Below are 21,086 nucleotides of genomic sequence, written 5' to 3'. Positions count from 1 at the left end.
TTTATTGTAGCTTCTTTTTTGTTTGGTAAAGATTTAGTTGTCGTATATTTCATCAAGTTTGCTACTCAATGTTCCTTCTTTTGCAAATGGTAGCGTATCAAGCATCTTTAAATTGTGTTTGAAGTCATTCGCTGAATCATCAAATCCAAGAATGAAGTTCTTTGCAATATTATAGATTATCTCAGTTGGTGCAAGTCCATACACTTGTTTTTCAAATATATGGCGTAGTCTTTCTTTCTCATCCGGAAAGCTTTTCTTCATCCCCTCACTTTTGTAAAGACGCTTAACAATTTCCGCAATATATAAACCTGACTTCATATATAAATCAGCAAATGTTTTAGTCGGATCATCAAAACATCCAGGATTTTCTACTTCCAACATATCAACCATCGTTACAACAATTTTTTTCGGGGTAAAAATCTGATTAGTTTTTTGTGGTGGAATATAATCGAAAATATCTTCCTTCGTATCCTCTTCAAAATAATTAGAAAGCTTTTCCCTTAAATTCATAAATTCCTTGACAGAATCATTGAATACTACCGGTTCAAAAAGTTTGCCTTCGAAATGTACGTCCTCGCCTGTTTCCGGATTTTTTCTCGTTCCTCCATCTCTTAAAAATACAAAATCTTCAATTGAAATACTTGTAACTTCCTTAAAAACGTCTGATGGAATAATTTGATCAAAATTTTCAAGTGTGACATCATCATTTCCATATGCCATGAGAAAAGATGGAATCGTTCTCGAAAACCCTCTTAAATGTTCTCTTATTGTATCTTCTATCTTCTTATTCTTTTCTTCTCCTTTTTTAGTTTCAGCTTCTATAATGAGAGTTTCTTTGGCTTCCTTCTCGTGATTTTTTAAATCTTCTAAAATTTCATTATATTTCTTTTCATCGTCTTCTTTAAATATCTTTTTATATTTTTCTTCAATTTCTTCAACCGTTTCACCTGTTTTATTTCTGTTTTGAAGTTCCTCTTTCTTTTTCTCTTCAATCTCTTTTCTGTCAATTACATACGATTCAAACTTTTTATCAAACTTCTTGTCAAATTGCTTTTCTAAAATTTTTCTAAAATTCTTCTCTTCTCTAATTTTGAATTCGTACTTATCCGGACCGGTTGTTGCCTCATTAAATATCGAATCTAAAAGCTTTTCTTTGCATTTTTCTTTAACATCATTAATTCTTTTTTGATACGAATTTTTATCATCATCTTCATCATCACTTTTTGAAAGCTTATTAAGTTCTTCTGCTACTTCTTCATTTTCCACACAAAGCTTTTCTCCAAATAAATTTGTATATTTTCCTATAATTTTTTCCGTAGGAACAAGAATATTTCCATTTTCATCCACTTCCGCATATTCATCGGTCGGTATATCCTTCTTTGTGTTTGGCTCCTTATAGGGATCAAATTGATTTAAAAGATCTCTTACGAGTTTCGGCGCACTGAAAATATTTGATATATTTTGGAATAGAAAATTGCTCATAAACCCTTTTCTTACAACTTCGACTGAACGGATTCTTCTTGGAATTGAGAGAACCTTTTCAGAATCCAATTCAACAAGTTCTCCACCTTCATCCTCTCCTATTACAGGGAAAAAATTTAAAAGTTCCTTTATATTTTTCTTTCTTTCGTCTGTATTTCCTCGTCCACCAAAAGTGTTCTTTGATAAATCATTTGCAAATTCTTCATAAATAATCAACGTTCTTGCGGGATCGAAATCAAAAACATAAGCATTTTCTTTTCTTTTCCAAACCATTTTACCGTCTTTGTATTCCCTTTTGAGCCATGGATTTTGCGCACGAAATGCAGCCTGCATATAAAGTGCCGGACTTTTCATATTACTAAGCATCAAAACTGCTGTCCATTCCGGAATCGTAACCCCCGTGGTAAGTTGACCAACTGATATGGTTATAGTCTTTTCGTTCTCTTTTATTGCTTCTGTGACCTTATCAAATGATTTTTTTATTTCATCATCGTCGTCCAGCTTTCCATCTCCTGCCGCAAGCACTATCTTATAATTATGAAATACAGGGTGCTCTTCCAATTTTTTAGCAAGAAGCTTTGCGCTTTCAACTCTGTTTAGAATCCAAAAAGAGTGTTTAATTTCATCTCTTAACTCTTCCGTCGAAAAAGGGAATTTCTTTTGTGTAGTAAGAGCATCCAAAAATTTATTAACTGAGCTATCGTACTTAAACTTACCGTTAACCGTACTAAAAAACTCATTTAAATCAAATGCATATTCTTCGACTTCATCGTCTATTTTCAGTCCCTGTTCAATTTCATCTTTTATAATCTCAGACATTTGATAAGTGTACATATTAAGTTTCGGCAATGACTCATATGGATTGTGTGAATCATTTTCCTTGTACCAATCTCTTTTGGCATTTTGCTCATCTGCATAAGTCCAATTGAAAATAGCATCATCTGAAAATGTTGCATTTTGTAAAGCTTTAAAAGGTGTCCCGGACAAATGTAGAGTAGCATCCCTAGTGATCTTTTCAAAAGTAACATCAGTCTTTAAAGTGTCTACTCCTTCGTGAGCCTCGTCGACAACTAAAATATCCCAATGCATATCCCTTATCTCTTTTAGCTTATCTATCCCGGAACTCGAAAAATACTTTGAGCCTTTTAAATCTTGCAAACTTAAAAATGTTATACAGTTACCGAAGTCCTCATCATCATTCATATTTATCTCATTTAAATACTGTTCTCTTGTAAGAACATATTTTTTGTCTTTTAACGAATCTGTTGAGCTTACAAAAAGATATCCCGATTCACGCCCCAAAAACTTCACATAATCATCGTACCAACTATTTGCAATTGCAGGTCTATTCGTTACTACCAAAACGTTTGTAGCTTTCATTCTTTTAATCAAATCATAAACAGCAAGAGTTTTTCCAAAACGTGGTTTTGCATTCCATAAAAATTCTGCTTCTTTATGTGTGTTAAAATATTCTAAAGTTTGATTTACCGCTCTTTCTTGTTCTTCTCGAAGAGTATAGGAAAGAACGCTAGGCATATCTTCTATCACTCCTCTGTTTTGTCTGAATAGATTAAATTCACGATTTGAATCCGAGGCTGAAATATGAAACCATTCATTGTTTTTTCCGGGTTCTTGGTTTATACCTTTTTTTCTTAAATAAGAATGAAAGTCCTTGTCTGTAAAAATTTCTGCCGTTCCATCGTCATATGAGGCATTACCTTTCCACTCCAAATTGTATAAAACATCGGCAGTTTGGGTTTGCTGATTGATTCTCTTTTCAACTTCCTGTTCCGTATATCCGATCTTTGTCCATCCATCATGCCTTTTTATTTCAGGAGTTGTGTAAGCATAAATCATAGGCACAACATTCTTAGTAGTGCTTAAGTCGGGTCTATCCATTTACTCCATCTCCTTAACATTTTTTTCAATAAAGTCAATCTCTTCCTCAGAAAGATTATATTTTTTATAGAGTTGCATGTCGATTTCAGATACTGATTTTGTCCAATCAATGTCAGAATCTTCCGTGAAATTTTGAAGTGGAATTTTTGACCAGGTAATTGGAGTTTTATTATTTTGAGTAACTTTTTTTATTCCTAATAACGTTCTTAAAAATTTTGATTTGATGTATTTTAATAACGCTTCAGCTTGATACAAAGTTTCAAAGTTTCCTATGCTAATAAAAGTTTGCGTATGCCCGATTAGGGGTGTCTGTATAACCTCTCCTATAGCCCCTGAGCCGTTAGCTGCGGGCAGAATTACCTTGTATGCATATAGGTTCCCATTGTCTTCAATATACTTCTTATCTATATACTTATAAATTCTTTTCTGTCCTTTTCGACCAAGAACAGCAATATCGTCTTTAGCTTTTCTATCCTTAAATATTTCATGAAATTTATTGAAAATAGATGATGTTAATCTTCTTTCTTGTGTATTTTTACCCATTCTATTTTTGTATTCAGGGAAATCTTCAAATAATGTCTCGAGATTGAATTTTAACTGAGTGTACATCATATCTCCAAATACATTTGTTTTCGAAATTTTAGCAACCTTTTCGTAAATTTGTCTTAATTCTTCATATGCGTAAAATTCTCCAATTGGACCTAATATTCTATCACTATCTCTAAGTGTAATAGTAACTCCGCCTTTAATTTTTTTATCCTGAAAAATATCGTCAGATTTAGGAGTATAATATTTTACACATAAATGTTCATCGCTAAGCATCTTATTATTCCATTCTTGACTAGTTGAGCCAATTTCGAATAAAAATCTTGCTATAGTTATTAAACAAGTTACTTTGCTCATCTCAAAAGAAGCATCGTAAAAATATTGATATATTGAATCATCTCTATTTCTATCGCTATTATCTTCTTGAAATGGTGGATTTCCAACTATATAATCAAATTTCATATCTTCACACTCCTTTATTTGTTTGTATAACACTTCTTCTTTTTCTTTCCAATCAAATATCTTGCAATCTACTGTTTCTATTTCTTTGATCTCATTTTGTGTTTGTTCAGTATCGACCATTTTATCAAAAAAGTTAATTTGGTTTGGATCTTCCGAAAATCCGTCTTCTATAAACCCACCAGGATATGGTAAAACTTCGTGTATACCATCCATCTGCCAAATATTTCGACTTATAATGTCTGCAATTCTTTTTACGGATGTTTTGTTTGGTTTTTTATTCCATTTATAAACATAATATTCATAAAAAGTCTCCAACAGATTTATCCTTGCAATAAGTAAACTGTCTCCTTGAAACTCATACCCGAAAGTACTTTCATAAGCTCTATAAGCCCACTTGTTCCACTCTCTTTCCGTTTCTACATTTTCACTTACAATTCTAAGTTTTCTGTCTAAAAGACCGATTCTTTCTTCAATAGAAATCATGCCGCCTGTCGCAGTGTCATATCTCGAAACAAGAAAAGGTGCCTCTCCGCATGTGATTTCCATCCTTTTTGACAAAACATATTTTTTCCAATCATCTTTACTGTCAAATTCTATTTTTTTATCATATGTAGAAGTCCACTTCTTATCTTCACTTTCTGTGTTAAATACATTTTTTTTACCAAACCATTCTTCATCAAGAAAGTTATTCATTTTATTACAAATCCAGCTCGGAGTAAAAACTTCAGCCTTATTTTTTGTCCGAATATTTTGTTCTTCTAAACTTTTTTGTACTCTAGGTCTAAAATCAACTTTTTCATTCTCTATTATATTTTTTGTTATTTCATCACTAAAAGAGAAACCTTCATAATCACTTGTTGCGAAAATTATATTTTTGTTTGTAGTTCTATCTTTTAATAATGTATTAATATTATCGTTTATTATGCTTGATTTAAGATCTATTAATTCCAAAATATAACTCTCCTCTTTGTTGTAATTTCTAATTACATTATACCACACTTTCTTGAATAATGGAAAAATAATTTTATCCCAAAAAAATAAAGGACCGCTTACAGTCCTTTATTTCCAAGGAGTTATGATTTCCGTTTAAAGAGAAAATCTTGTCTCGGGTTTGAAACTCTAGTTTCTCGCTCTATTATCAATCGCTCTTTTGAGCGTGATATACATAAACACAAATCCTACCGTAAGGACGATGTGCCCAACGCCCGCGATACCCGAAATCGACGCGTCGAGTGCTTTATTGTCACCCCAATCCATCACTTCCGTGAGTCCGCGAAGAAATAGCATCGCCGCTGTGATTACAACTCCGATGTTGTAGCTTAAAAAGAATGTTTTGAATGTCTTCTCATTTTCGAGCTTCAAATTCATTGAAAACAGCGCGATAATCAAAAACATAAATGCGCCCAAAAATAAAAAGTGTGGGTGCGCAAGCGCCATTCTCGTCCTTGCCGTGTAGCCGATGTATTTTGTGAATTCACGATAGAACGCACCGGCAACAAGTCCGATTATCGCGTAGATAAATGAGAGGTTTACGTATTTTTTTGTCATTTGCTTCTCCTTTCGATTTTATTTAAAAGCATTTGTCACTCATTTCGGCAAATGATTTTAACCAATTTTGTTAGAGTGTTTGAACAATGTTCAATAAATGCTCTAATAAAATCCCACCCGAGGTGAGATTCTTAATATATTGTCTTTTTTATCATATAAGTGAGTGTCTTTGTGTCGTAGTTTTTCTGAAGCACAAGCGACATCAAAGCCGATAATATAAATTCTATAAGTTGTTCTTTTGTAAAGTCCGAATTGAATGCATTTTGATTTATAGACTCATCCCTCTCGATTGAAATCAAAAGATTTTCTTTGAATTTATCGATAAATTTCGTCATTGAGTCTTTTGCTTTGTTCATATTTTGCGCTTTGAAAGTAAGCGAGTGGATTGAGAAAAAGTTCGGATATTTTTTAATGCCCTCTTCGGTGTGGTTGAAGATTTTTTCAATAAAGTCGACAAAGGATATATCTTGAGAGTCCATCTCCTCAATTCTGAAGATGTCTTCCCAAACACTTTCGATGACTTCAATCATCAGTTCGTCCTTCGACGGAAAGTAGTAATAAACAGAGCCGATTGCAATGTCACATTCTCTTGCTATTTTTCTTATGTTTAAAGCTTTCAGTCCCTCTTTTGAAACAATTTCTCTTGCAACTTTTAAAATCGATTCTTTTGAAGTAATAGGATTTGCCATATTTTCTCCTCTCGAAACTTTACACTTATATTATATCACATTTTGAATTTTGTCTCAATAAAAAAAGCCGCCACAAAAGTGACGGCATAGTTTTTAATAATCTTCGAGTAAAACTTTGAAGAATCCTTGTGGGTGATCACATGCCGGACATTTCTTAGGAGCTTTTTTGCCCTTGTGTACATATCCGCAGTTTAGACAAATCCAATAAACTTCTTCTTCTCTTTCGAAGAGTGTATCTTTTTCAAGTCTGTCTGCAAGTTCAGTGTATCTCTTGTCGTGGTGTTCTTCAACTTCACCGATTTCTTTCAATGTTGCAGCGATTGCTTTGAATCCTTCTTCTTTTGCAATTTCAGCAAATGTAGGATACATATCTGAATGTTCGTATTCTTCACCTTCAGCAGCTGCTCTTAAGTTTGTGAGAGTGTCTCCCAAGTGAACAGGATATTCGGCATTGATTGTGATGCCTTCATCGTTCAATTCTTCTTTTAAGTATTTGTAGAGTCTGTTTGCGTGTGCTCTTTCATTTTCTGCAGTTTCTTCGAAAACCGCTTGAATTACTTCCAAGCCTTCTTTCTTTGCTTGACTTGCATACATTTTGTATCTCATAACTGCTTGGCATTCGCCTGCAAATGCAGTCATAAGGTTTGTTGCTGTTTTTGAACCTTTTAATTCCATTTTAATACCTCCATAATAAATTTTATATTCCCCATATAATCGTGCATTTTTATATATACCCATTAAATCTGTTTTAAACACATTTGTGTAAATTTGTTGTTACTGTAATTTTTATTTTTCTTATTATTTTCATTTATTTGACAACCGAATTCGAAAATCCTATAATGAAAATGATAATAGATTTCATATTGAGGAGGTGATTCTATGAATAAAAAAATTGTTTTTGCTTTTGCACTTATATTTCTCGTGCTCACAATTCTCTTTACATGCACGGCGCTTTTTTGTGCGAACCATATTTGCACACACCACAATTGCTCCATCTGCAGCTACATAGAAGCTGTGAATGTAAATGAAAGAAATAGAATCACCGTCTCTATTTTATTTTTCGCTCTCTTTTTTAGAGCATTTATTTCGATTTACAAAAATTATAATTTTGAAATAAAAATAAAAGAAACTCCGATTGACCTCAAGGTTAGAATAAACGATTAGATTTAAAATCTCATCAAAAATTTATTCTAATTATTGGAGGTTAATATGAAAGGTAAAATTAAATTAATTATTTTTGCACTCGTAGCAGTGCTATTTGTCGGCGGCTGCGCAAAAAAAGACGGCGCCGTTAAAGAAGAAAAAGAAAACACAAAAAATGTAGAAGAAAATGTAGAAAAAGACGAAAACAAAGACGATGAAATAAGCGTCGTCACAAATATTTATCCGTCCTACGACTGGGTCAAAGAAATCGCAAAGGACACAAATGTAACTGTGAAAAATTTGACCGACAAGGGAATCAATTTGCACAATTTCGAGCCGAGCGCCGAAGATATTACAAGCATAAAAAATGCAAATCTTTTTGTTTATGTCGGCGGAGAGTCCGACGAATGGGCGCCGGACGCAATCAAGGAAAGTCCGAATGTGACGGCGATAAATATGATGGAAGTTTTAAAGGACAATATCAAACCGGAAGAAGTTGTCGAAGGAATGGAAGACGAAGACCACGACCATGACCACGATGAAGATGAACATGAACATGATGAAGATGAAGATGAACATGATGATGAAGACGACCACGATGAAGACGAACATGATGAGCATCATCATCACCACCACGACGAAGTCGAAATGGACGAACATGTTTGGCTTTCTTTAAAGAATGCAAAACTCGTTTGTAATGAAATCTGCGAAAATCTAAAGAAGTTAAGCCCGAAATACGCTGACAAGTTCGACGAAAATTTAAAAGCATATGTTGAAAAGTTGGACGCTTTGGACAAAAAATACTCCGAAGAACTTTCGAATCAAAAGTTCGACACCGTGCTTTTCGGCGACAGATTCCCGTTCAGATATTTGGTCGACGACTACAATTTGAAATACTATGCTGCGTTTGTAGGATGTTCGCAAGAATCCGAAGCAAGTTTTGAAACAATTGTATTTTTGGCAAATAAAGTCGACGAGCTCGGTTTAAATTCTATTTTCACTCTTTCCGACTCGGACCATAAAATCGCCGAAACGATTAAAGAAAATACAAAAACTAAAACACAGGAAATCCGTGTTTTAAATTCTCTCGAATCGGTTTCTTCAAGCGACAACACGAGCTATCTCGAAATTATGGAAGAAAATCTCAGCGCGCTTAAGGCGGGTCTAAATTAATGTACTCAATTGATGTTAAGGATTTGGCGTTTGGCTACAAGCGTCAAATCCTTTCCGATTCTTTAAATTTAAAAATCCACTCCGGCGATTATATTCTCGTTTTGGGTGAAAACGGCACCGGAAAATCCACCCTCATAAAAACGCTTTTGGGACTTTTAAAACCGCTTGGCGGCGAGGTTGTGCTTAATGGTCTTAAAAAGGAGGACATAGGCTATCTTCCACAACTTTTCTCGCTCGCTCCCGATTTTCCGGCAACTGTTTATGAAGTTGTAATCTCGGGAAACCGCCCAAACTTTTTATGTTTCTACACCAAATCTGAAAAGAAAAAATGTTTGGAGGCACTTCAAAATTTCGGGATTCTCGATTTGAAAGAGAGAGCATTTTCGAAACTTTCGGGAGGACAACAGGAGAAAGTTTTGCTCGCCCGCGCTTTTGTAAGCAATAAAAAAGTTTTGATATTGGACGAACCGGTCACGGGACTCGACGACTCCGCGCGCGAAAATATGTATAAACTCATAAACGATTTAAATAAATCCGGCACAACCATAATCATGATCAGCCACGACACGACGGATGCGCTAAAATACGCAAGCCATGTTTTAAAACTCGGAGCAAATTTTTATTTCGGGAAAAAGGAGGACTACGAAAATGGAACTCTTTAATAAATTTTTTATGTATATGGAATACCCTTTTGTGAGATATGCTCTCATCACAGGTGTTTTGATTGCGCTCGCTTCTTCAATCTTGGGCGTTGTGCTCGTTTTAAAAAGATACAGTTACATCGGAAACAGCCTCTCAAATGTTGCATTCGGCTCTATGAGCGTTGCGACAGTTGTGGGCCTTACAAACAAAATGTACCTGATTCTTCCCGTCACAATTTTGACGGCGATTCTTCTCTTAAACTCGGGAAAGAAAATGAGCCTTACATCCGACGCGGCAATTGCAATGATTGCAGTATCCGCTCTTGCGCTCGGATATCTCGTCATGAACGTGTTTAAAACAGGACCGAACGTCGCAGTCGACGTCTGCACAACTCTTTTCGGCTCGACCTCGATTTTGACGCTGAAGCTCTCCGACGTTTACAGCTGCATAGCGCTCTCGATTTTGGTTTTAATATTTTTTCTCACAAACTATAAAAACATCTTTGCCGTAACATTTGACGGAGAATACGCAAAGGCAACCGGCGTAAATATCGAACTTACAAATCTCTTGTTATCAATAATCATTGCAATTGTAATATCTCTTGCAATGAAACTTGTGGGTTCGCTTCTCGTTTCCGCACTCATCGTCTTTCCGACAATTTCAGCAATGAAAATAACTCACTCATTTAAAAGTGTATGCATATTGTCTGTTCTCTTTTCGGTGTTTTGTGCAGTTTTGGGAATTGTCTTTGCAATTCTTGTCGGCACTCCCGTCGGCTCCACAATCGTCGGTGCAAATGTTTTAATCTTTGCAATTTGTAAAATTTTTAACATCGTGCGAGGTGAATAAATGAAAAATAGATTTATAAAATTCTTTATTATATTTATAATTTTTGTTGCAATTGCCGGATGCGGTAAAAAAAGACAAAACAAAAATCAGATGTTTTCAACGACAAAAAGTGTGAAAGATACGATTGAAGAAGAAATGAAAAAGGAACAAGAGAAAAAGGAAAATGCCGAAAATGAAAAAGCACTTAAAAATGATTTTCAGGCGACCGAAGAAGATGTTAAGGAAATAAATGAAGATAAAAATGAAGAAAATAAAAAAGCGGAAAATGTAGGCGAAGAAAATAAAAAAGACATCGACTACGACTTGACCGAAATGAACTCCGACATGATTTATGCGACCGTCTTTATGGTTGTGCAGGACCCGGAGAGTTACGCCGGGAAAACTTTTAAAATTTACGGAAACTCGTACACCTTCCCGACCACCGAAGGAAAAAGCATGACCCACTACTGTCTCATAAAAGATGCGCTCGCGTGTTGCGCGCAAGGGCTCGAATTCATCTCGAGTAACAGCGACGAAAAGTACCCCGACGACGGCGACGAAATCGTCGTGACCGGAACACTCGAAAGCTATACGGTCGAAGACATCCCGATGCCCCTTTGCCGTCTTGTGAACGCAAAAATTGAAAAGAAAACAAATGAGAAATAATTTGTGCTCTGTAATACTTATGTATTATGGAGTTTTTTTGTGGGTTCTTTTTTATTTGCGGGATATTTTGCGATAAACGACTGATCTCGTGTTTTAGTCGTTGCGACATATTTATCAATATGCCTCACTCCAAAAACACTCCATCGAGCCGTTTCTCATCAAAATATCCTCGCAAATAACAGCGTGTATAAATTGTGAGAAATTGAAAACGCTGTGCCCATAAAATATCGAACCAAACTTTTTAGCACATTCCAAATTCATCCTTTTGGCGGCGATACACCTTTTTATCTCATCTCGCGACGAAATTAAAATTTCTGCTCGATGGATAAAAAAACTGGTCGCCGCTACGGACGGCGTTTATGTATTTATATATAAATTTTCAACTTAACATCCATAAAATTATTATATTTTTATAATTGTATATGCATCTGTACACAACGTAGCGGGACGGCATACGTTGTGACGTAAGGAACAACGATGTCCTCACGCCATATATAACGCCCGTACAATTTACAACCCCACCAACAACGCTGTGCCAATAAAATATCGAACCAAAAATATCACCGGCAAATATTCCCCACACCGAGACGTTTTCGAATTATATACATTAGCAAACACAGCCGTAGCGCGACGGTTCTTTGAATCCTCGCGCCATATATAACGCCCGTACAATTTACAACCCCACCAACAACGCTGTGTAAATAAAATATCGAAACAAGAACCATTTGACAAATTTCAGCCAACCCCCGCCGTTATTTGCGAGGATATTTTGATGAGATGCGCCGTAAACTCAATTTTTGATTGCGCAGGTGTGCTAAGTGCACTCCGAGCAATCAAACAATTGAAGTTTGCAAGCAGGTCGCAAAATAGACCGCAAATAAGAAAAAGACGCCTCAAAAAAGGCGTCTTTTATATTTTCTCTAATGTTTTTCAACCCAGATGATAATTTTTTCCAGCATTACTGCGAGTTCTTCTCTTGTAAATTCGCTTGCAGGGTTGTACATTTCTTCAGTTTGTCCTTCAACAAGTCCGATTTTTGCCATTGCGATGATAGCATCTTTGCTCCATGCAGGCAATGTGTCGAGGTCTTTGTATGAAAGTTCTTTTATTTCTTCCATTGTAATTCCATGGATTTTCAGGAATCTTTCAATAATAACCGCGAGTTCTTGACGTGTTACGAGGTTGTTTGCTTTAAATGTGCCGTCTTCGTAGCCTTTGATGAGGCCTTGTGATTGTGCCCATTTAACTGCTTCTGCAAACCAGTCTGTATCTTTTACGTCTTTGAAGTTCGAAACGTTGTTGATTGTTTGGTCTTTTGAAAGTCTCTTTAATACTGTTGCAACCATTGCTCTTGTAATCGGGAGTTCTCCTTCAAATTTTCCGTTGTCCATTCCCTTGAGGATTCCGCGTGCAACCATGTTCATGATCGAACCTGCTGCTTCATTTTCAGGTAGGTCTGAGAATGTTGCTGCAATTGTAGGCATTGTTTCAACAATTCCGTAGTCTTTCTTTTCTTCGACAGGTTTTTCAACCGGTTTTGTTGTGTCTTTTACAATGTCTTTTGTAGGTGTCGTCGGTCTGTGTGGTCTGTGTGGAATTACCGGGTAGTCCGGGATAATCGGATAGTCAGGAACACTCGGTTCGTCCGGTGTTGGTGGAACAATCGGTTCATGATATTCGTATTGAGCCACTAATGTTTCTGATTTTGCAAATCTCTTTGAAGGTAATTGCTTGTCCCAGTCTTTAAATTCATAGTCTTTATCCGGTGTTACTTCCGGTATATAGAATTTAAAGTCACTAACTTGGTAAGCTTCTTTAACTAGATAAGAAAGTTTTTTAACATCGTTAAATCCTGGAGCATTTAAAACTCCATTGTCAGCCGCGTCAAAAGTAATATTTACATATCCTTCTTTTGTATCATTTTCATTTGCCGGTATAACTTTTTTATTTACATATTCAAAGCTAAATTCTTTATCTGCATCAAAAGTAATAAATTCATCACTTGCATCTTTTCTTTCGAAGCCATCCGGCAAACCAACTTCTACAAGTTTAACTTTTGTATCTGCAGGAATCTTATCGATGCTATATTGTGATCCATCTTCAGCTATTGCAACGAATTTTAAGTCTAAATCACGTAGCACTTCGCCTTTTTCATTTACTTCAGTAGTTTTAATACTTGCTTTGTGGGTTGCGACAGTATCATCAAGCTTCTTGTTAAAGTTAACGTAAACCGTATTTACTTTTCCTTCTTCAACATTAACTTCAATTTCATTTGAATCTACTTCGTATCCTTCAGGTACATCAAAGCTTAATGTGTATTTACCAGGTTCAAGATTTTTGAAAATTCCGTCTATTGCTTCAATTTGAATATCTTGTCCGGTTAATCTGTAATTAACTGTTTCACCTTGTAAGCCATTAGCTATAACGTCTACCTCACCGAAATCTCTCTTTTGTTTTTTCAAGTTGATTTCGATTTCATTAAATGCAGTAGTAAATGTTGCTTTAAACTTAGTTCCAAGTGCAACTAATTCGTCTTTCGACCCATCATACTCATTTACTGACAAGAAGATTTCATCTATAATTATACCATCAGGTAGTGTCAATGTTGCTTCATAAGTTCCTAAAGGTACTAATTCTTCACTAACTTTACTACCCGCTTCAGCATTAATTACAATCTCTTCTTGAGTGTAAACATTCTTTAATAAAACTTGAATGTCTCTGTTTGTACTATCATATTCTCCGTAGATACCAACTACTAATGAAGTGTATCTCTTAACCGGATCAGTAGTAACATCCTTCCATCTAACAACTTGTTCAACATTTAAGTTATTAAACGCATCTATCTTGTAAGTTTTTCTTTCAGGAATCAACTTATCACTTAGATTTTCAACTACTAATGTGTAGAATTTAGCTTGAAGACCTTCCCAAGTAGTTGATGTTGTTGAAGGTATTTCATTGCCATAATCATCATATAAGTGATATTTAGCATTGATTTTTTCTGTTGAAGTTTCGCCGGAAACTAGTTCTTCTTTTATTGTAAGATTAGCTGTATCCGTTTTTGGATAGTACACATCTATATAAACCCATTTATGCTCTTCGTCTTTTTGATATGTGTAAAGCTTTGCATCAACTCTTGTAGGCTCAACTAAATACTCTCTGTTATCATTAATAAATTCAACTGTGTAATTGCCATCTGCAGGAATCCAGAAATCTATTTGTTCTCCATTATCCCAAGGCTTAAAATAAGCTTCATAATAATCTTTACCTTCAAATAAGTCTTTACCAGTTTCGGTGTCAACTACCCTGAATATTTCCTTTGCATTAAAAGAATATTCATTTTCAGATGGGGTTTCAACACCTAAATCTTTGATACTATTAATTACTTCAGACGCTTCTGACCAGATGCTTACTTCTAAATCTCCAGAACGTAAGAATCTAATCTTAGACCATGTAGTATCTTGTTTATTTACTACAACAGTTTTATCTCCTGAATAATTTATTTCTTCACCATTTGAATTCAAAACTAAAATTGTATATTCACCAGCCGGCATTTTTGCTCCGTATGTTTCGGCGCCCCAGTCAAATTTTGTATACAATTCATATTTTTTACCATTTTCATCAACGGCATAAATAGTAAAGCCAGACCAAACTGTGTTGCTATCCACTACATTAACTTTTAATGTTCCGTATTGATCAATTTCATCTTGTGAAATTTCACTAAACTTAACATTTACAGTCGCAGGCGATGTAACTCCACCTTCTCCAAAAGTTATTTCTGTAGGATTTATTTCCACATTAACACCTTCCGGAACATTTAAAGCTTCAATTGTATATTTTCCATCTTCTAGAGCATTAAGATTTGTCATTTTCTTATGATCTTTGTCAAATACAGCTATTTCTACATTTGCATAATCTTCAGAATCTCTAACGATTTCGATAACATTTGAACCTTTTGCGCTTAAATCAAGTTTAGTAAGATTTCCGGCCCAGTCTAATACAAAAACAATTCCTCCGTCTTTTTCACAGTTTTCTATCTTGTAAGATCCATCTGTTTCTTTATCGGTCCACTCAACTTTAATAGGATTTTCTTTATCATCTGTTTCATACATATAGTAAACTGCTTTTATTCCTGACAAGCTGTCGCTCGCTTTAAGTGTGATAGTCTTATTATCCGCATCATATTGCGGAGCTTCCTCTATTTCCGGCTTTGTATTATCTACAATAACTTTTACCGTCTTTTCATCTGCTTTAGCGTTAGGATTATTTTGCATCTCTGCATGAATGGTTAAATCATACTCTCCTTCGGAAAGTTGATTGCCATCAGCATCAGTTCCGTCCCACATCCATGGCGCTTCTGATATAGAGTATATTTCTGTTCCATTTACAGTAAAACCTGATTTTCTACCGCTCTTTCTATATGGGTTTTCAATTTTATTTATTTCTTCGCCATTCTTTGAAACCAACATATAAAAATCATCCCAGTTTCTAAGAAATACTCCTTTAAATTGCAAGTAGTCTTGAGATTTATCTTTAACGCCGGGACTTATTGCAAAATGGTTCGTAAATCTTCCATCTTCTGTTCTACCAAGTGCATCTTTAAACGATTCGCCATTGTCTATATAGAAGAAGTTTGACATAAGCATTGTGGCATCGATTCCTGTAGCTGGAGTTTTGTAAATTTTTCCTACTTCAGCACCGTCAAGCCAAAACGGTCTTTCCCCTGCATCCAAATCATAATCGTGAATAAAATCTTCTATAACAGGAAGAATATCCCAATCCCCCTTAAATGCGAGCATCGGAATTGATAATGTAGGTATTCCGTCTATTTGAGGCTTAAAGAATATATATCCGTCAACGAAGTATCCCTTTGGATAATCATTTGCTAAAGTTTCGTTTTCTTCCCAAGTAATTTCATTGACAAATTCCGAATTGCCTTTTGAACTTAAATTAATCGTCCCTAAATCGCCGCTTCCTAATGTTATAGCTTCATATTTGTCAGGGTTCAACACAACAGAGCCGTCTTCAACTTTATCAGTTTGTAAAACATATGAAACATCATACTTAACATCTTGTTCTAAATAACTTGTAAGCTTCAAATTAACATTTAATTTTGCTTCGTCAATTTGCTTGAATTCAACTTTAGCTTCTCCAAACGAACTTGCACCAGCTCTGTTATCTTCAACTGTAACATAATTTCCACTTGTAGCATCGTCTAAATCCATAATTCCGGCGCCCTGACTTCTAACAGAAAAATATGAATTTCCTGTTAATGTTTTAGCCGGATTTGCTGTATTCATTAAAACCTTCTTAACGAACATTGCAATTTGGTCATCTTCTAATCCCAAACTCTTCATTTCAGCAAGCTTTCCACGTACTGCTGCAATTCCTGCCGCAACGTGTGGTGTTGCCATAGATGTACCGCTCATTGATTGGTAACCATTGTTATTAGCAGTTGACCATATATCTCCACCAGGAGCAGTAATTTCAGGCTTGATTCCAAGACCTGGAGTTGGTCCCCAGCTATTGAAAACACTCATAGTATTTTTTACCGGAGAATCATAACCGCTCATATCATGTTTTACGAATGTTATTTTTCCTTCTTCGTTAACTAGTTGTTTCTTGATTTCATCATAATCTTTGTTTGAAACAGAATATGTCGGAACAACTGGCGCCTCATTTTCAACTGTTAGAAAATATAATTGTTCATAATTTTGATCATGATTAATTGTATAACCAATGATACATGCAGCCGCGCCATGGGCATATGCCATCGCTGATTTAACTCCAAATGTAGCAGGTTCCATTCCAACAGCACCACGTTCCGCTATAACAATCTTACCTTCTACATCTTTACCATCATAATCTGTATCAAGGTTGCCTTTGCCAACAAAAACTAAATCATATTCTTTAGCTTCTAAGCCTGTTTTAGGCTGAGCTTTAGTGTAGTCTCCTATGGCAGTATTAAGTTCTTTTCCTTCAAAAGTAAATAAACCTCTTTTATAAGAAATTTTACTGTTGTTATAAGAAGCAACAGCTAATGATTCTTTCATTGTAGCAGGGCTTCCAACTGTTGCAAAATCAAGTATATCTGATGGTTGATAGTTAAAGTTGCTAAATTGATATCCATCATTACCTCCAGCTATACAAACAATAGTACCATGTTCATTAGCATTGTTAACAACCTTAGTCATAATTTTATCAGCATCTTCAGAACCGGCAAAGCTTCCTAAACTCATATTGATCGAGTCTGCGCCTAGTAATACTGCGTCATCAATAGCTTCAGCGTAAATAGCTGTATTTGTTGTTGGTTGACCGATAGAGAAAACTCTCATAACCATAAGCTGAGCTTCAGGAACAACTCCGACAACTCCATTGTTTGGGTCTAAAGCGTTACCTGCAATAGTACCAGCAATATGTTGACCATGATCAGCATTATCTAATAAATCATTACTTCTATCTGCATAGTTATATGCATAAGGAATTTTCTCTGTTTTGTATTCTCCCCATAAATGAAGTTCATTAATCTTATCATTAATTGATTGCTTAGTATATTTTGCAGCTTTTAATCCTTCTTCTGAAAGCCTAAAATCAGGATGATTAACATCTGCCCCTGTATCTAATATAGCAACAATTCTGCCTTTACCATCATATCCTCTCTTAGTAGAAACGTTAGCATTTATAATATTTTTACTTGTTCCCATGCTTGGCTTTTCAGGCATCTTGTATTCAACAGCCTTTGTAACTGCCTTAACATTAGGAAGCATTGCAACTTCTTTTGCCTCTGCATAAGTCATCTTCAATGCAAAACCGTTCAACAATGCTTTATAACGTGGCATTGTCTTTAGTTGTTCCATGTCTTTGATAATAGGGCGAGAATTGTTTCTTGCTCTGAATGATGAAGCTTTGCTCATTGTTGAGTATGAAATTTCATCAGAGTTTCTTCTTAGTTGTCTTTCGCCGAAAATATCTGCCAAAACTTCATTTTGGTCATTTATTCTCTTTTCAATCAAGCTTAGTTCTCTTCCTCTTCTGACAGCTGAACTGAATGTTTGCGCTGTCAAATCTCTTGTTTGGCTTGAAACCGGACGATTGTTTTCAAAGATTTCAACGATAAATTCGTACTCTTTTCCATCCTCCAGTTTATTGTCCATTTCTTTTGTAAGCGTTTCATAAGCTTCGGTATAACCTTTGCTGTCACTTGCCTGTGACGTGAATGGAATCATTCCAAACACCATGAAAACCGCTAATAAAATTGAAAGTAATTTTCTATTCATATGATCCTCCCTATTTATAATTGTGACCTTGGTCACATCATATATATTGTACCATATTATGAAATATATTTCAATTGTATTACAAAAGTTTTTCAGCTTTTAAAAAAATTTATAAAAATATAATGAGAATAATAATCCGGTATTTGAAAATTGTAGAATTGTTTTTATTATGATTAAAGATTTTGAGTGTTTTATGTATATTATGGGAAAAATTGCGGCATTGCGATAGGTTTTGGTATATAAGAACTTTGTTTTTAGGCAATATTGCATCAATATGTTGTATAGTTATAGGCGATTGGAAATATTTGGGGATATGTTTTTAACAGATATTTACGGAGTTTTGGTTCGATGTTTTATGGGGACAGCGTTGTTGGTAATAATACATATTATATGTACACAAAAATGGGCGGCGGGACACACAGTGCCCGCCGTTACAGACGGCGTGTAAAATTTGTATTACCTTATTGCTTATACGCGTATGTTTATCTATATCTCATGCGTCGGGACGTAGCCCGACGCTACAAACAACGTAACCGCATACAACAATAATTCATTTACAGTAATTTATTTTCACATTGAGATATTTTACATATATAATACACGCAAAAAAGTGATTTGCGTGGAATTTTCGATGAGAAACGCTTACGATGAAATATTTTAGGAGTGAGGCATATTGATAAATATGTCGCAGCGACTAAAATATGAATCAAGCGTTTATCGCGAAAAGGACCGCAAATAAAAAAGAACCGGCGAAAGCCGGTTCCTGAATATCCTATCTAAGTTTTAATGACTCCACAATAATTTCCAAATAATCGCAAAAGTCATCATATGCTTCATATTTGTCAATTTTTTCGTCGGCGACTCGGTCGAGGAGGCCTTCGAAGATGTAGAGTGACATGGCATTTGTTTGTTTTACGGATTTTTCGTCAAAGTATCCGACGTATTTCGCAACTTCAATTAGTACTTTCAATTTTTCTTCCATGGTTTTACTCAAGAGTACTTTTTCGAGATATGCAGGGAAGCCGTTGTTTTCAATCGGGAATATTTTGCGATATTGATATAGGTAGTCCGGATGTTCTTTTGCAATCGGCGAGAATAGCGCTTCTCTATATTTTGCAGCGTTGTCGAATGCGTGTTTTGCAAATGCTCTCCAAACTTTTTTGTATACCATTAGAGGGTCGTCCCCTTCTTTTACCCAGTTTGCGAGGTCGTTGTTGAAGTCGTCGAAGATGTTTAGTTTCGCAAAGTAGAGAAGGTGGTCAACGTTGTCGAAGTAGTTATAAATTGTAGCAGGGTTAAGGTCGGTACATTCTCCGAGTTTTTTAATCGTTACCGCTTCGATTCCTTCTTCATCTATTATTCTTCTTGCACAATCTACAAATGATGTTATAATATTTCTTCGATGTGGTGTCAAATGTTTTTTATTAAAATCTATTACTGCCATAAAAATGATCTCCTTTTATTTATAATGCCGAGAATTATTATTTAATGTAATATGTCAATTAAAATAATCCGCGGCAATACGTTATTATATATTTTTAATTTAGTTTTTTATTTATTATTTATATTATACCCTATTTTTATCAGGAAATCAACAATTAAATAGAATTTATATTATTTTTATTAAAAGTTTTTTTAATTTCAGTTTTAACAGACGATATTCTTTATACAAATGTAATATAAATATAATATTTGCTCCAAAAAATCATTTTTTGCTTTTTTGACTTTTTTGTTTTAATAAAATATAATTGTTTTAGGAGGTAAGGTATGAAAGATTTAAGAACACCTGCTGAGATAACTGATTTTGTTTCAGATTTAAGTGTAAAGAAGGCAACTTATAGGCCGGCGACAACACGTATTCTTGCAAGTTTTGCCGGCATGTTTATCGCAATCGGCGGCGCCGCAAGTTCAAAGATAAATATTTTGATGGCGGACTCGCCTTTGAAGTCGATTGCCGTGGCTCTTTCTTTTACAATTGGGATTATTTTGGTTCTGATTGCCGGAGGGGAGCTTTTTACGGGAAATATTTTGATTTCCGTCGGTTTTCTAAATAAGAGGATTAGTTTAAAACAGCTTCTTATAAATTGGGCTCGAGTTTGGTTTTGGAATTTTGTCGGAGCGATTTTTTTCTCACTCTTAACTTATGTCATTATAAAAAATGACCCGAAAGAGATTGAATTTTTCCAAAATATTCTCGTAAAGAAGACTTCACTCGGTTTTTTCCACGCGTTGGTTTCGGGCATTCTTTGTAATATTTTAGTTTGCTTAAGCGTTTGGATGTCCTTTGCGTCGTCCGAAGGTCCGGGCAAGTTTCTTCTTTCGGCATTTCCCGTTTTTACATTTGTACTTTTGGGCTACGAGCACGTTGTGGCAAATATGTTTTATATTACGACCGGATATCTCTCGGGCGGAAGCGTTCCGATATTAACGACTGTTCTAAATTCGTTTGTCCCGGTTACAATCGGCAATATAATAGGCGGATGTATTATCGGCGCCGCATACGAAAACGCATTTAAAAATTAAATTTATTAGTTTCAAACACCCTTGTTCCAATCAAACGGAAGAAGGGTGTTTTTATGTAAAAGAGCACCCTTTGACATGCACCCACAAACCCGGACAAAATAACCGCGTTTACTACACGGCTTGTAACCTGTACTCAACAGGTGACAGGCCGTGTAATTTTGTCTTTATTCTCTTGTTATTATACCAGTCAATATATTCTCTAATAGCACTC

General features: G+C 35.3%; 14 protein-coding genes. 6 read left to right on the top strand and 8 right to left on the bottom strand.

Annotated elements, in window-relative coordinates:
• Positions 1–33: 33 nt before the first annotated feature.
• The 5 genes from SPI61_RS07420 to rbr all read right to left on the bottom strand — a co-directional run bounded on the left by SPI61_RS07420 (position 34) and on the right by rbr (position 7,301).
• On the bottom strand, positions 34–3,381 hold the full coding sequence (locus SPI61_RS07420; protein WP_321137487.1) for a DEAD/DEAH box helicase family protein: 3,348 nt from the start codon (positions 3,379–3,381) through the stop codon (positions 34–36).
• On the bottom strand, positions 3,382–5,340 hold the full coding sequence (locus SPI61_RS07415; protein ID WP_321137486.1) for an Eco57I restriction-modification methylase domain-containing protein: 1,959 nt from the start codon (positions 5,338–5,340) through the stop codon (positions 3,382–3,384). It abuts the gene before it with no gap.
• Positions 5,341–5,508: 168 nt separating this feature from the next.
• Entirely contained in the window at positions 5,509–5,937 is a 429-nt protein-coding gene (locus tag SPI61_RS07410) for a DUF2871 domain-containing protein (protein WP_321137485.1), read from the bottom strand.
• A gap of 131 nt (positions 5,938–6,068) precedes the next feature.
• Positions 6,069–6,626, bottom strand: a complete 558-nt coding sequence (locus SPI61_RS07405) for a TetR/AcrR family transcriptional regulator (RefSeq protein ID WP_321137484.1) — start codon at positions 6,624–6,626, stop codon at positions 6,069–6,071.
• Between the two features lie 93 nt (positions 6,627–6,719).
• Entirely contained in the window at positions 6,720–7,301 is a 582-nt protein-coding gene (rbr, locus tag SPI61_RS07400; protein ID WP_321137483.1) for a rubrerythrin, read from the bottom strand.
• Between the two features lie 204 nt (positions 7,302–7,505).
• Between rbr and SPI61_RS07395 the strand changes: the two genes are divergently transcribed.
• From SPI61_RS07395 to SPI61_RS07375, 5 genes are read left to right on the top strand one after another with little or no spacing between them, the layout of a single operon-like run.
• On the top strand, positions 7,506–7,790 hold the full coding sequence (locus SPI61_RS07395; RefSeq protein WP_321137482.1) for a hypothetical protein: 285 nt from the start codon (positions 7,506–7,508) through the stop codon (positions 7,788–7,790).
• Positions 7,791–7,835: 45 nt separating this feature from the next.
• Positions 7,836–8,942: a metal ABC transporter substrate-binding protein gene (locus SPI61_RS07390; protein WP_321137481.1), complete on the top strand. Its 1,107-nt coding sequence runs from the start codon at positions 7,836–7,838 to the stop codon at positions 8,940–8,942.
• Positions 8,942–9,604 carry a metal ABC transporter ATP-binding protein gene (locus SPI61_RS07385; protein WP_321137480.1) on the top strand — a complete coding sequence of 221 codons (663 nt, stop codon included), beginning with the start codon at positions 8,942–8,944 and terminating at the stop codon, positions 9,602–9,604. The genes SPI61_RS07390 and SPI61_RS07385 overlap by 1 nt, the downstream gene beginning before the upstream one ends.
• Positions 9,591–10,433: a metal ABC transporter permease gene (locus tag SPI61_RS07380; protein WP_321137479.1), complete on the top strand. Its 843-nt coding sequence runs from the start codon at positions 9,591–9,593 to the stop codon at positions 10,431–10,433. Before SPI61_RS07385 ends, SPI61_RS07380 begins: the two co-directional genes overlap by 14 nt.
• Positions 10,434–11,078: a hypothetical protein gene (locus tag SPI61_RS07375; protein ID WP_321137478.1), complete on the top strand. Its 645-nt coding sequence runs from the start codon at positions 10,434–10,436 to the stop codon at positions 11,076–11,078.
• Positions 11,079–11,998: 920 nt separating this feature from the next.
• Here the strand turns inward: SPI61_RS07375 and SPI61_RS07370 are convergent.
• Together SPI61_RS07370 and SPI61_RS07365 are read right to left on the bottom strand one after the other, a co-directional pair.
• Positions 11,999–18,352, bottom strand: coding sequence for a S8 family serine peptidase (locus SPI61_RS07370; protein WP_321137477.1), 6,354 nt, complete (start codon positions 18,350–18,352; stop codon positions 11,999–12,001).
• A 772-nt stretch (positions 18,353–19,124) separates the two neighbouring features.
• Positions 19,125–19,796, bottom strand: a complete 672-nt coding sequence (locus SPI61_RS07365) for a TetR/AcrR family transcriptional regulator (protein ID WP_321137476.1) — start codon at positions 19,794–19,796, stop codon at positions 19,125–19,127.
• A 323-nt stretch (positions 19,797–20,119) separates the two neighbouring features.
• Here SPI61_RS07365 and SPI61_RS07360 point away from each other — a divergent pair, with 323 nt between their 5' ends.
• Complete coding sequence (locus tag SPI61_RS07360; RefSeq protein WP_321137475.1) at positions 20,120–20,875, top strand: formate/nitrite transporter family protein; 756 nt, start codon at positions 20,120–20,122, stop codon at positions 20,873–20,875.
• A 111-nt stretch (positions 20,876–20,986) separates the two neighbouring features.
• Here SPI61_RS07360 and SPI61_RS07355 read toward each other — a convergent pair.
• Positions 20,987–21,086, bottom strand: a 100-nt coding sequence (locus SPI61_RS07355) for an IS3 family transposase (protein ID WP_321136885.1), incomplete at its 5' end; no start/stop codon positions are given.

It is taken from the genome of Ezakiella sp. (genome assembly GCF_034180565.1).
In the GTDB taxonomy this organism is placed as follows: domain Bacteria; phylum Bacillota; class Clostridia; order Tissierellales; family Peptoniphilaceae; genus Ezakiella.
This window is presented reverse-complemented; position numbering and strand designations above follow the sequence as displayed.

Coding starts and splice junctions, on each gene's coding strand:
- SPI61_RS07420 (WP_321137487.1), bottom strand. CDS start 3,381: ATGGATAGACCCGACTTAAGCACTACTAAGAATGTTGTGCCTATGATT.
- SPI61_RS07390 (WP_321137481.1), top strand. CDS start 7,836: ATGAAAGGTAAAATTAAATTAATTATTTTTGCACTCGTAGCAGTGCTA.
- SPI61_RS07385 (WP_321137480.1), top strand. CDS start 8,942: ATGTACTCAATTGATGTTAAGGATTTGGCGTTTGGCTACAAGCGTCAA.
- SPI61_RS07410 (WP_321137485.1), bottom strand. CDS start 5,937: ATGACAAAAAAATACGTAAACCTCTCATTTATCTACGCGATAATCGGA.
- SPI61_RS07395 (WP_321137482.1), top strand. CDS start 7,506: ATGAATAAAAAAATTGTTTTTGCTTTTGCACTTATATTTCTCGTGCTC.
- SPI61_RS07380 (WP_321137479.1), top strand. CDS start 9,591: ATGGAACTCTTTAATAAATTTTTTATGTATATGGAATACCCTTTTGTG.
- SPI61_RS07370 (WP_321137477.1), bottom strand. CDS start 18,352: ATGAATAGAAAATTACTTTCAATTTTATTAGCGGTTTTCATGGTGTTT.
- SPI61_RS07360 (WP_321137475.1), top strand. CDS start 20,120: ATGAAAGATTTAAGAACACCTGCTGAGATAACTGATTTTGTTTCAGAT.
- SPI61_RS07375 (WP_321137478.1), top strand. CDS start 10,434: ATGAAAAATAGATTTATAAAATTCTTTATTATATTTATAATTTTTGTT.
- SPI61_RS07405 (WP_321137484.1), bottom strand. CDS start 6,626: ATGGCAAATCCTATTACTTCAAAAGAATCGATTTTAAAAGTTGCAAGA.
- SPI61_RS07365 (WP_321137476.1), bottom strand. CDS start 19,796: ATGGCAGTAATAGATTTTAATAAAAAACATTTGACACCACATCGAAGA.
- rbr (WP_321137483.1), bottom strand. CDS start 7,301: ATGGAATTAAAAGGTTCAAAAACAGCAACAAACCTTATGACTGCATTT.